A 12,712-nucleotide genomic window follows, 5' to 3' on the forward strand; every position below is an offset into this window, starting at 1 on the left:
CAAGACGTGACGACTAAAACTATTAACCTTGTGGAAGCGCTTGCGCATGAACGGGACCATGGAGTCCTGATTTGGCTGTTTAATATCGGCGCAGAGCAAGTGTGGCATCCATCCCCCCGCAAGGGGGGCATGGTAGACCGGGATGAACAGCAAGTCGTAAACCGGATGGAGGAAATGAATCTCCTGCTATGTCGAAGTCAGGATGTCATTGTACTTCGGGAACAGCCGGATGAGGCGTTTCTGGACATGCTCCAACGGTTGGGCTTTAGCCTGCCGCGTATTGAGGTGCCGGAGCCTTCTGATCCGCTAACGCCGATTTCAGAGCTGGTGCTGGCGGATGAGGCGCTTTTGGCACGACTGCGCACGGTTGCAGATGCAGGCCACAGCAGCGGCGGAGCCAAAGCGTGGCTCGTCCCCTATGCGGTCACACCGCAGGAGGAAGCGATTGCGGAGCTTTGCGGGCTAGAGCTGATCGGTGCTCCATCCGCGGTCAGTGCTCAGGTGAATGATAAAATATTCAGCCGCCTGACCGCGCAAAAGCTTGGTTTTGCCGTCAGCGAAGGCGCTGTATGTGCAGACGAATCGGCGATCCGCAGGGAGTGTGCCAGACTGGCTGACTTATCGGATGGACCTGTGAAGCTGATTATCAAGCAACCGCACGGTGCCTCAGGACAAGGCATGTATATGCTGGACGAGCTGTCCAAGCTGGACACACTGCTGAGTGTGATGAAGCGTTTTGGCGGCTCGTCGCCATCTTCCGGCGGTTGGCTGGTGGAGCGCTGGCACAATAAGCAGATGGATCTGAACTACCAGCTCTGCATTGACGAGGGCGGTGGTGTGACGATGTTTTCGCTAAAAAGGCAAAACGTGGATGGCACCGTATATATCGGATCTCAAGTGCCGGCTGAGATTGGCGATGCGCTGGAGGAAGAAGTGAGACGCTGCGCCTATCAGCTGGGTACGCATCTCTATTCCATTGGGTATACGGGAATGGCCTCTATTGACGGTTTTGTCGACGAAGAAGGTTTGCTGGTTCCAGTCATTGAGATAAATGGTAGATTTACGTTGTCTACCTATATTTCGTTCCTGTCATCCGTCCTGGGAGAACAGCATAAAACATTATCCCGTTATTACCGCAACGTTACCGCTACACCTCTCACCTACAGCCGCTTGTGCGGGTTGCTCGCGGAGGAGGGCTTGCTCTATACGCCCGAACGTCCAGAAGGGGTGTTTGTGTATACGGCGGGTACATTGTCTGGTATTCCTGTGAAGCGGGGCTATGTGAACCGGATTTTCACACTTATTTTGGCAGACAGCTGGCAGGAAGCTGATGCTTATGCGCACAAATTGGAAGGTATTATTGCTGGATTAGGATGCTCATAAATTGGAGGGAATCAAAAATGAAAACAGATGTATACCATGTAGTACCCTTGCTGGAAAAGATTTTGAAACTGGCTCCGGGAGAACTGGAACAGTTGACTCCGGATCAGGATCTGCGAACCTTGGGGCTGAATTCCTTATCCGCTGTGGAATTAATTGTAGAGTTGGAAAATGAGCTTGATATTACGATGGAGGACGACGATCTAGTGCTGGAGCATCTATCTACACTGCAAGGCATCGAGCGTCTGCTGGGCAAATATGCATAAGGGCGCTGAAAAGACAAGGTTGATGCAGGAATCCGATATGGAGACTCGTCATGATTCCGTTGTGGACTATGGTGCAGAAGAAGTCGCAAACGCTCTTCCAGGGAAACATTGTGTATATTCTTCCCTGCGTACCTCATTGCGGAGGTACGGGGTGAACATGGCCGAATCCGAGCTATTCATGCTGTGTGGAAGTATGTGCGCAGAGTACGGTGGAGATTTGAAGCGCTTCGGACCTGAGAAATATCCGGAGCAGCTTCAAGAAATGGCAGCCAGTGGTGGACCTGTTATTCGGGTGGAACCGTGGGTCGCTGGTGTCAGCGATGAAACCAACCTGTTGCAGGTACTCACATCGGGCTACGGTACCATGCTGCATACGTCGAGCACCGCTTTAACCTATCACGATGTATATGTGAAAAATTACCCAAGGGGCCACGTGATTGAGTTGTGCGGGTTGGACTTGCAAGAACGGACAGCACAGGTGAATGACAGCTTCCTGCTCGATTCCTCGGGACATGCCATGACTTATGTGGGCTCAGCCCGGCTCGACGATCTGATGCAGGGCATTATTGAGTATGCATGGCTGGTGGAGCAGCCTGCCCCGCTTTCGCCAAGTGAGATGCATGCTGCGTGTGCTCATCATATTCGACAGTATTTGACTGGACACGAAGCCATCTGGAGAGGCGTACCTACGTCTAATGAGTCGGAAAGTCAAACGGGGAAAGCTGTGACAGGCAAGCAGGTCAAGCGGGGAGATGAGGGGTACCGGGCATTTGTCGGTGACTTCCGTCTGTTGGCAGACATGGAGGATCAGGATTTTCGGACGTACTGTCATGAAATCTATTACAATCTGCGATTGGGCAGTGCTCTTCATTTGACGGATTATACAGCTGATTATTGCCTGCTGCATCAAGCCACGCTGGGACCACAAACACAGCATGTAATTGAATTGGCACAGGCGCTGTACGCGGATTGGCACAAGCTTAATCTGCATATTTACAAAACAGGGCTTCAATTGCGCAAGCATCGGATGCCTGAAATTACGGAACGAGCTTTGCATTTAATTGAAAGACAGCGGCATATGCTGGAGGAACTGATGATTTTAGCAGAGAAAGCAGCCGAGTAGTCCAAGCATTCGGCCGTATAAGAAACGTTCATCAGGTGTCCTGCACAGAGGAAAGAGGAGGGGAATTGATTGCCGTCCATTACATTAAAGCAATTGTCGAAAACATTTACGTACTACAAAAAGGAGCCGGGCGTGCGCAAATCGTTACAAAACTTGTTCAGGCGTGAGCAGCTGACCAAAGAGGCTGTGCAAAATGTCAGTTTTAGCATTGAGGAAGGCGAAATTGTCGGATTTCTCGGTCCAAACGGGGCGGGCAAAACAACGACGCTCAAAATGCTGTCTGGCATTCTCCATCCCACGGACGGGGAGGCATCGGTACTTGGCTTTACCCCATGGAAACGACAAAAAGAGTTTAAACGTCAGTTTTCCATTGTAATGGGACAGAAAAACCAGCTCTGGTGGGATTTGCCTGCAAGCGAGTCATTCGAGCTGAACAAGCTTATCTATGAAATCGATGAAAACCGTTATAAAGAGGCACTAGAAGAACTGGTCACCCTGCTTGGGGTGGAGGAGCAGCTTCATGTGCAGGTTCGGCGGCTGTCTCTCGGCGAGCGTATGAAAATGGAACTGATCGCCGCGCTGCTGCATCGTCCACGGGTCATTTTGCTGGATGAGCCGACCATCGGACTGGACCTTGTTTCTCAGCGGCGGATTCGAGAGTTTTTCAAAGCCTATAACCGCACGCACCGGACAACCATCCTGCTGACAAGCCACTACATGAAGGATATTGAGGATTTGTGCAGTAGATCCATCATTATCAGCGGGGGCAGATTGGTCTATGACGGAGACTTACACAAGGTGAATGAGGTCATCGGTGCCCGTAAATTACTCAAGGTTCGACTGGAGACCCCCGTATCCAGCCTAACGTTGGCGAGCCTCGGCAAACTTCGCTCCAACTCGGAGCTGGAGGCGGTATTTGAGCTGGATGCAGAAGATACCTTGGCTTGGTCCAAAAAGATTTTGGACGCACTGCCTGTCGTTGATTTTACGATTGAGGACGTCCCGCTGGAAGAGGGGATAGCCAATTTGTACGATGGGGGCAGGCTGGCCGATGCGAAATAACAAATATGTGAAGGTACTCCAGCTTGGTATGCAAAACGAAATGGAGTATCGGGCTAATTATTGGCTCCAAATGGCGGGATTTATGTTGCCGATCATGACGCAAATTTTTCTCTGGCTAGCTGTATTCGGTTCTTCGGGACAAGCAAGAGTGCTGGGCTATTCTCTGCCAGAAATGCTGGTGTATGTGGTCATGGCGGGAGTAACTGGAAAACTGATTGCTACGGGCTTTGAATACGAAATTGCTACAGATATCAAGGAAGGTGGACTGGCAAAATTCATGGTACAGCCTGTGCATTATTTTGCTTACCGTTTTTGCCGGTTTATCGGAGGCAAAGTCATACAGTCTGCGGTCGTGCTGCTGGCGGCTGCTATTTTGCTGTTATGTCTTAGCCTGGAAGGACAAATCAGCTTCGGGCTATCGTACATCCTGCTTTACATATTGGCGTTGCCGGGAGCGCTTGTGCTTAATTTTGTGGTCTATTATGCGCTGAGCGGCATAGCCTTTTGGGTGACGGAATCGGCGGGACTATTTTATACGCTGTCGCTTGTCATTTACGTAGCTAGCGGTACCGTGTTTCCGCTGACGATTTTTGGAGATGTTTTGGCCCGTCTGTTCAGTCTGCTACCGTTCAGCTACACCGTATTTTTTCCGGTGAATGCGTTGACGGGCAAGCTGACTGTGCTGGAAGCCGCTAAAGGCATTGGCGTGCAATGGCTCTGGATTGTAGTGCTGGCGGCCCTATCACGCTGGGTGTGGCAAGCCGGGGTCAAACGCTTTGTCTCGGTGGGGGGTTAACATGAAAAATGTTTTCCGAAACGTTAGGCGCTACATCAGACTGTACTGGAAGTTTGTCCAGTTTTCTGTCATGTCGCAGATGGAATACCGCATTAATTTTATAACTGCATTTCTGGTTGAAACGGCTTATTTGCTCATCAAGCTGCTGTACGCATCGGTTCCATACCGCGCTGGGACGGATATTAATGGCTGGTCTCCTGACGCCATATTGTTATATATCGGCGTGTTTACGATGATGAGCGGATTTTATAGTGGATTGTTCTACAGTAATTTTACAAGCCTGCCTGACAAAATTCGTACCGGCTCACTGGACGTGCTCATGACTAAACCCGTATCGCTGCAATTTATGGTAACACTGCGTCAATTTGAATTGGGCTATACCGTGCCGAATGTAATTGGCGGCGGAATTATGACAGGGGTCGGCTGGCAACGACTCGGATTGCCGTTTAATTTTGAAACTGTAGGAGGGTTCTCTGTGCTGCTTGGATGCGGGGTGCTTACGGCATACTCCGTATTTTTGCTCCCTCAACTGCTAGCCTTCTGGATCATCCGCACGAACGGCGTTACGGAGCTGTCCAACAGCATTTTCGAGACAAACTATGTGCCGATGGCCGTGTACAGTAATCTGATTCAGCGTATCGGTTTGTTCGTGCTTCCGGTGTTTGTCATTTGTAATTTTCCGCCCATGTTCATTCTCGGCAAAATGGAAACCGGGTTAGTGGTATGGGCATTTCTCGCACCTCTCTGGCTGCTGGCGATCATCCGCCTGATATGGCAGTTTGCTCTACGTGATTATACGAGCGCGAGCCAGTAGCGCTACCGTGTAGTAGGCCAATAATAAAGCAGGAAAGGAAGCGAATCATATGAATGCGATACCGAATCAGCGTCATTTGTATATGGGAACGTTCGAAGCGGAGGTTTACTGGCGGGATGCCCAGTTAGCTTCCTTGCCAGCCCTGCCAGACCGGGCTTCTTCTGCGATTGTAGCAGCCATGGATGAACTGCTGTTCAGCTTTTGCCAGCCGGGAGATGCGTTATTGACCCGTTATGCCATTTCGCCCGTACAGCGTCAGTATATCGCGCAGTTGGGCTTTCATCCGGCTGTCAACGAACGGGACTTGACCGATGGCATGGAGCGTGCAGGCAATGTGTCGACCGCATCAGTATTTGAACTGCTGGGCAGTCGCAAGGCCGATGCCGGAGAGGGGTTTCCTCAACTGGAAGGCTGTGTGCTTAGCCCGTTTGCGGGTTTACCGCATGTGGAGGAGGCTGCACGTGCTTGGGGAATAACACTGCATCAGCCGCCGCTGGAAACGATTCGCAAGGTAAATGCCAAAACGTATTCCTCTGATCTGAAACGCAGTCTTGGTCTGCGCAACCCGGGCTATATTGTGACTTCGTTTGCAGATGTTGCTGAGGCGGGGCGTAAGCTGCTACGGGATGGAAGCTTTTTAATCAAGGATGATTTTGGCGTATCGGGCAAAGGAAACCTGCACATTACCTCGACACAAATGCTGGACCGGATCGTATCGTATTTGCGTGGACAGGAGCGTAAAGGCAAACAGGTGCTTTTCCTTTTGGAGCCTTTTCTGGAGAAAGAACAGGATTTTTCATGCCAATTTACGATTGGTGATGATGGGAGTGTCGATATCTTATCTGTACAATGGCTGGCTAACACTCAATTCTCCTATCGGGAATCCTTGTCGCCGGACGGGGCATTTTTGGAGCGGCTGGAGCGCGAGGGCTATTTTAGCTTGATGCAGGATGTGGGACGGCAATTGTATCAAGATGGTTATTATGGCGATGTTTGCATTGATTCCATGACACTTCGTGGTGGGAAGCTGGAGCCAATTATCGAAATTAATGCCAGAAAGTCGATGAGTTTGATCAAGCATCAGCTCGATACCTTTCTGGCCAGGAAAAATATGCGTGGCACGCTGACGAATTATTCGCTGTCCCATGATGGCAGTCTATCCTATGAAGAACTGCTGGAAGGACTGAAGGGTGAAGGATTGTTGTTCACAGGTGAACGTGAAGAAGGTGTCATGCCTCTGGGTGCCAATACGTTATATGTGAACACAGGTGGACGAGATGGCGAGAACAAGATTGTAGGCCATACAAGCACGCCAAGCAGAAATGCAACCGGACGCGGAGGCAGATCATCTGCCAAGCAGGTTCGTGTGAGCGGGATTGGGGCCAGCGATGGCGGATCAGAAGGGAACGGCTTGGGTAAGCCGGACTTGAATGGTAAAAAAGAAACCGCTGGAAGCGAACGGGCACGAGGCAAGGGTCGTCTTTATTTGGAACTGGTTGCTGCGAGCGATGAGGAAAAAATGCGATTGACTACAAAGCTGGAGCGTTTTTTGGCAGAGCATCATTTTACAGTGCTGAATTAAACGGGAGGCGTATGAGCATGCGTAAGAATACGGATAAGCTTATGAAGGTAACGATTTTGTGTTCCGGTTTCGGATTGGGCTTTTATACCCCTGGCTTGTTGTTGCAAGCGGGTCTTCGCAGGCTGGGCGTGGATACGGCGATTCATGTATTTGAAAATGTGCTGCCAGAATCGGCCCGTCTCAAGGTCGACAAAAGCCGCAAAGCTTACCATGACAATTTTGCGGTGGCCTTAATGTCACAAAAGGTTCCGCAGGATATGCGTAATTCACTGGATCTCGCAGCGATGGAAGTACTGCTGAACCAATGGATAGAGGAAGATCGGCGGTATTTTATATGCTTATCCGGTCATTGGATGTATGTACTGGAGGAGTATCGCAAGCGCAGAGAACCGAAGTCGGTGCATGTGGACATTGTGTATATGGATTCGACACCTTCTCCTTCCTGGAAAAATCTAGCCAAGCATAACCCACGTTTTGCGGATGGCTGTGGAGAAACGACCTTTTTTGAAAATGATAACAATAGAGTCAGCCACTATATTGATGTACCGGCCGTGGAGTATGTACCGTTTGAAGCACGGCAATCCCGCTTATTCGTACATGGCGGCGGTTGGGGGATGGGCACCTACCGCGACAAGGTTGGACGGTTGGAAGAAGCGGGCTGGGAGCTGGACCTGCTGTTGTATGATCAGGATCAACCGGATGAACAGCGGGACAGTATACGCTATTTTCAGATGGACCCGCAGTGGAGGACATGGCAGCGAAATGAAGCCGGAGAGCATACATTTCCACCTTTCGGAGAGGTGAAAAGAGGCGAGAAGACAGTGTATCAGGTTGGACCGGATTACCATAGCATGCTGGACCAAGCATGTCGTGTCCAGGCCATTGTCAGCAAGCCCGGTGGTGGCAGCCTAACCGATTCGTTCGCTACAGCTACTCCGCTCATTATGCTGGAGCCATTTGGTGTGCATGAGAAGCATAATGCGGATCTATGGGAACGGCTTGGACTGGGTATGCGGTACGATACGTGGATACAAACCTATGACGGCAGTGCTCAGATACTGGAGGATATGCATCGCAGGATCGTAGAGCTGCGCAGTCGAACGCCGCGTTATATAGAGTCCTATGTGAATAGCATCCAAATGTCAGCAAGCTCACTGGGAATGGAGCAGGGGTCATGAACGCTGCCGCGGCTGCGCAAGAACCTGCGATGCGAGATATTCGCTTTGGGATCATTGGCTGTTCTGCTATTGCTCCGCGTGCCTTGCTGGAACCGATCCGACATGTAGCAGGGGCACGCGTGACCGCGCTTGCGAACCGCACGGTTGCCAAGGCAGGAGAAATGGCAGATCGTTTTGGCGTCAGTGTCATTTATCGGCATGCTGAGGATATGCTAAAGGACCCGGAGATCGACGCTGTATATATTGCGCTCAGCAACGACTTGCATGCCGAGTGGATTGGCAAAGCACTACGGGCTCATAAGCATGTGCTGGTGGAAAAACCGTTATGTCTGAATACGGCTGATCTGGCTCCCTTGGCAGCCACAGTCGAGCAGAGCAGCGCTTACCTGCTGGAGGGAGTCATGGTGCAGCACCATCCTTGGCAGCATGAGCTGCGGAGGATCGTAGAATCGGGGCGTTATGGTCGCTTATGCTCCATAGAGACGAGTCTATGCATTCCGGCAAAAGAAGGACATGCGGACAATTACAGATCTCGTCCGGAGCAGGGTGGGGGATGCTTTTGGGATCTGGGCGTGTACTGGCTCCAGCTGCTTCAAGCCGTCGTTGGATTGGAGCAGGCTGAATTCCACAGTCAATCGGATTTTGATGGTCCTCATGGTTGTGACTGGACATTTCGTGCGCAAGCCCGTTATCCGAGCGGATTGAAGGCATCTGCCCTCTTTTCATTTGAGCGCCCTTATCACTGTGCTCATGTACTGACCTTTGATTCGGCAGTAGTCACTTTAAAGGACTGCTTTCGGGCAAATTTAGGTTTTTATAAAATGACACTCAAGACGGAAATAAAGAAGGATATCATGCCGAATATAACGGATGCGGACGCACTGCCTGTGTTATCACAGACATCCTCGCATACCAAAACGGTTTTCGAGCCTATGAACTATTATGTCAATCAGTTGAATACCTTTTGCAGCATCATCCGGGGAGAAGCGGAGCCCATTCCTTTTCGCGAGGCTGCTGAACGCGTCAGACTGCTGGCAGCCATTCATGAAGCAGCACGCTCGGGCGAGACGATCTATGCAGTATGAGTATGATTGTGTTTTCGAGCGGTGGGGAGCGAATGATGCAAAATACTGAGTATCAAGGCAAAGAGAGGAGGGGAATTCAGTAGATGGATAAAAAGGACGAAGCCTTACTGGAGCGTTTCGGCGAGCATCCGACGCCATTTTACTATTATGACGGGGATGCGCTGCATGCCCATGTCAGCTCGTTACTATCCCGATTGCACCCGGCCGTGCGTGTACATTATGCGCTCAAGGCTAATGGTAACGTAGCCTTGGCTGGGTTGCTGCGCTCGTTAGGTTGTGGTGTTGAGATTGCTTCGGCTGGAGAAATGTTCGTCGCTATGGAGGCCGGGTATGCTGCGGAAGACGTGCTGTACGCCGGACCGGGAAAAACAGTAGCCGAGCTGAACGAGGCAGTAGCCTGTGGAATCGGCTGTATTCATGTCGAATCGGTGAGGGAGCTGCGTCTGCTGGAGGACATTGCTGCCCAAGCGGGCCAGCTTGTCAGGGCAGCGGTTCGCATCAATCCCGATAACGATCTGTCTGGAGCAACGATTAAAATGGGTGGTGTTCCGCGCCCCTTTGGAGTGGATGAAGGGCAGCTGGATCACTTTTTTAAGGTGCTGGAAGATTGCCCGCACGTCAATTTTCAAGGTATTCAGGTATATACAGGTACGCAAATGTTGAAATCGGATCAGATTTTAGCTTCATTTGCGAATACGCTACAGTTGGCAGAACGGGTACAGGCTCAGTATGGTGTGGCAATGCATACGGTCAATTTGGGCGGCGGGTTTGGTGTACCTTATTTTGCTCATGAGCAACCGCTCGATATGGATCACGTCATTGACGGACTGAACGCACTCGCGGAGCAGACCCGAACCCGCATGCCCGGGGTTAAGCTAATCATCGAAAGCGGCAGGTATCTGGTCGCTCAATCGGGCATGTATGTCTGCCGAGCATTGTATACAAAGGAATCCAAGGGGGAGAAGTTTGTCGTGGCTGATGGTGGCATGAATCACTACGCCGCAGCTACTTTTCGAGGACGCCGCATTAGGGACAACTACCCGGTGCGAATTATGCGCAGGCAAGCGGGAGAATTGAAAGAGCCCAAAGAACGAGAAGTGGAAGCAACCCTATGGATGGGGCAGAGAGACGCTTCTGCTCAAACGGCTGTTGCTGTCGAACAATCATTAGAAGAGGTTGCAAACCGAATAGGAGGGCCTCTGGAAGAGGCATCCATGGAGCTTGAGACGGTAAGCATTGTCGGTCCGCTTTGTACACCCGAGGATTGTATTGTGAAAAAAGCGCAGCTTCCTCCGATTCACGAGGGCGATTATATTGCCTTTCCGAATGCAGGTGCCTATGGATTGAGCTATAGTCCACTACAATTTCTGGGACATGCTACCCCGGCGGAGCTGCTTGATTTTCGTGGGGAGGTGCATGTCATTCGTGAACACGGTGACCGCACAGACCTGCTGCATCATCAGCGCATGATTCCGTTGCCTGAGGATGTGCAGTAAGTATGTAAAAAAACGCCAAACTCATGGGAACCGATATAAATCGGACCTGTGATTTGGCGTTTTTTACATGATGAGTAGGGTAGCATCGACTTATTGTTGCTTGGAGCTGCGCATTTCCTGACGCACAAGCTGCCATACCATAAAGATCAGTACAGCGATTTGTGGGACAAATGTTTCCCAAGTTGGATACATTCCCAGCCAGCTAATGGACGGAAGCGAGGAGGCAGTGTGCCCCGGAAGCTTACCGGCCACCTGAAGCGAATGAATACTTTCGCCCAGGAATCGGAATACGAGATAGTAAATCAGTACAGTGGCAGTCAGGAAAAAGGCGCGAATTGGCAATCGTACACTGAATTTAATGATCGCAAACGCCAGAATGACCAGAATAATCGTCGCTGAGCCAATGCCGATCAGCAATTGTGAGGTTTCGATGGCTGGAGCCATACCGACATAAAAGATAGCTGTCTCGGCTCCTTCACGCAGAATTGCGAGCGCAGAAACCGCAAATAGCGACCACAGGCTTCCTCGTGCCAGTGCGTTGCCCACGCTGTTTTCCACAAAGCGGTTCCATGCGGCAGCATTGGATTTGCTATGCAACCAGCTACCCACGGTTAGCATCAGCACGACCGCCACCAGCCCGGTGACACCCTCCAGCAGCTCACGCATGCTGCCCGATGCGGCTGCTGCCACTAGTGTGGTGAACAGCACTGCCAGAATTCCGCTCAGCACCAGCCCCGTTCCGGCTCCTGCCCATATCCAGCGTCCAGCCACGGCTTCGCCGCTTTTTTTGGCATACGCCAGCAGAGCTGCGAGCACGAGGATGGCCTCCAGGCCCTCACGCAGCAAAATCAGCGCGGCATCCCACGCAGTGTAAGAACGTTCTTCCGTCAACGGACGGAGCCTGTCCAGCATCTGATCAAGAGTCTGAATGGCTTTGTCTGTATTCGGTGGAGAAGACAGCAGATATCCGGAAGTTTCGGTCATTTCATTTTCAATCGCAGTGTAAGACGTCGGATCGGAAATTTGTACATGTCCTTCGACGGAAGGCCACAGAGCGATAAATTGCACTACCTTATCAGCCGCTTGCTCTGATTGATTAGCTACAGCATCTTGGCGTGCGGATTCGAGCAAGGTGACTGCATCGGTCAGAGAAGCTGCCGAACCATTTGCCGTTCCCGTAGCCGTATTGCCTGCATTCGTTCCTTGGCCTGTGTTCACAGACTTGCCCTGACTATAATCAGACAGCAGAGTCGTTAATTCCTGCATTTCCTTAAGAGCCTGTTCTTGGCGAATGGGCTCAGCTTGCATGGAGATGCGAATGAGACTGATTTTAGTTTCGAGCGAACTGTATACCGGAAAATTGTCCAAACGAATCGGTGTTTCTACCTGATACCAGGCTTTGACGATTCGATCGTAATCCACCCGGGCAGCAGCCCAATCGCCTTTTTGCATGGCGGCCAGACTGCCCTTCGCCATAGGAAGCAATTTTTCCGCTGCTTTGGCTCCAGCCGGGGCTGGTTTGTCCCCTTCGGCCGCAGTGACGTACTCATTGACCGAGCGCGCCAGCACGGATAAGGCAGCTTTCGCTGGTTCCCCGCCGCCACTGGCGAGTGTCTGCTCCGCATCGGTGAGTGCTTGATCTACAGCCGCGATGTGAGTTGAATCTCCGCCATTCGTTTTGGCGGCCTCCCACAGCGTGCGGAATTCTTTCAGATCCTTGGAGGCTTCCGTCCATTGAGCTTGTCCCGCCTCCACCAGCGCTCCCCCCACCACAGGCATTAGCTGATCATTGGTGACAGCTTTGGCATCTGTTTGTGCAAAAGCGACCGACCCGGAGCCGGACATGAACGGAGTGACGGTCAGCAGCAGAGCCGCCACCAGCACAAACACCCATCCCAAGCCTTTATTGCACCGATTCATATAAATCCCC

At 51.4% G+C, this 12,712-nt stretch carries 11 protein-coding genes; 10 read left to right on the forward strand and 1 reads right to left on the reverse strand.

The features are described 5' to 3' along the window. Window positions 1–6: 6 nt before the first annotated feature. From MHB54_RS19040 to MHB54_RS19085, 10 genes are all read left to right on the forward strand, one after another. Window positions 7–1,383 (forward strand): peptide ligase PGM1-related protein, encoded by a 1,377-nt coding sequence (locus MHB54_RS19040; protein ID WP_023990062.1) that lies wholly within the window; start codon window positions 7–9, stop codon window positions 1,381–1,383. Between the two features lie 17 nt (window positions 1,384–1,400). Then, a complete protein-coding gene (locus MHB54_RS19045) occupies window positions 1,401–1,646 on the forward strand; it encodes an acyl carrier protein (RefSeq protein ID WP_023990061.1) in 246 nt (81 codons plus the stop codon). Between the two features lie 37 nt (window positions 1,647–1,683). Continuing rightward, a complete protein-coding gene (locus MHB54_RS19050) occupies window positions 1,684–2,769 on the forward strand; it encodes a hypothetical protein (RefSeq protein WP_023990060.1) in 1,086 nt (361 codons plus the stop codon). Between the two features lie 69 nt (window positions 2,770–2,838). Next, window positions 2,839–3,831 carry an ABC transporter ATP-binding protein gene (locus MHB54_RS19055; protein WP_068941768.1) on the forward strand — a complete coding sequence of 331 codons (993 nt, stop codon included), beginning with the start codon at window positions 2,839–2,841 and terminating at the stop codon, window positions 3,829–3,831. Continuing rightward, window positions 3,821–4,627: an ABC transporter permease gene (locus MHB54_RS19060; protein WP_028541504.1), complete on the forward strand. Its 807-nt coding sequence runs from the start codon at window positions 3,821–3,823 to the stop codon at window positions 4,625–4,627. The genes MHB54_RS19055 and MHB54_RS19060 overlap by 11 nt, the downstream gene beginning before the upstream one ends. A gap of 1 nt (window position 4,628) precedes the next feature. Beyond that, entirely contained in the window at window positions 4,629–5,441 is an 813-nt protein-coding gene (locus MHB54_RS19065; protein WP_023990058.1) for an ABC transporter permease, read from the forward strand. A 49-nt stretch (window positions 5,442–5,490) separates the two neighbouring features. Beyond that, complete coding sequence (locus MHB54_RS19070) at window positions 5,491–7,023, forward strand: hypothetical protein (protein WP_053326010.1); 1,533 nt, start codon at window positions 5,491–5,493, stop codon at window positions 7,021–7,023. Window positions 7,024–7,040: 17 nt separating this feature from the next. Then, window positions 7,041–8,201 carry a hypothetical protein gene (locus MHB54_RS19075; RefSeq protein WP_053326009.1) on the forward strand — a complete coding sequence of 387 codons (1,161 nt, stop codon included), beginning with the start codon at window positions 7,041–7,043 and terminating at the stop codon, window positions 8,199–8,201. Further along, a complete protein-coding gene (locus MHB54_RS19080) occupies window positions 8,198–9,286 on the forward strand; it encodes a Gfo/Idh/MocA family protein (RefSeq protein WP_053326008.1) in 1,089 nt (362 codons plus the stop codon). The genes MHB54_RS19075 and MHB54_RS19080 overlap by 4 nt, the downstream gene beginning before the upstream one ends. Before the next feature lie 83 nt (window positions 9,287–9,369). Next, window positions 9,370–10,782 carry an alanine racemase gene (locus MHB54_RS19085; RefSeq protein ID WP_068941759.1) on the forward strand — a complete coding sequence of 471 codons (1,413 nt, stop codon included), beginning with the start codon at window positions 9,370–9,372 and terminating at the stop codon, window positions 10,780–10,782. Window positions 10,783–10,872: 90 nt separating this feature from the next. Here MHB54_RS19085 and MHB54_RS19090 read toward each other — a convergent pair whose 3' ends face one another. Further along, window positions 10,873–12,702 carry an FTR1 family iron permease gene (locus tag MHB54_RS19090; protein ID WP_264454625.1) on the reverse strand — a complete coding sequence of 610 codons (1,830 nt, stop codon included), beginning with the start codon at window positions 12,700–12,702 and terminating at the stop codon, window positions 10,873–10,875. Window positions 12,703–12,712 lie beyond the last annotated feature (10 nt).

Source organism: Paenibacillus sp. FSL M7-0802 (assembly GCF_038004945.1).
GTDB lineage: Bacteria > Bacillota > Bacilli > Paenibacillales > Paenibacillaceae > Paenibacillus > Paenibacillus polymyxa_B.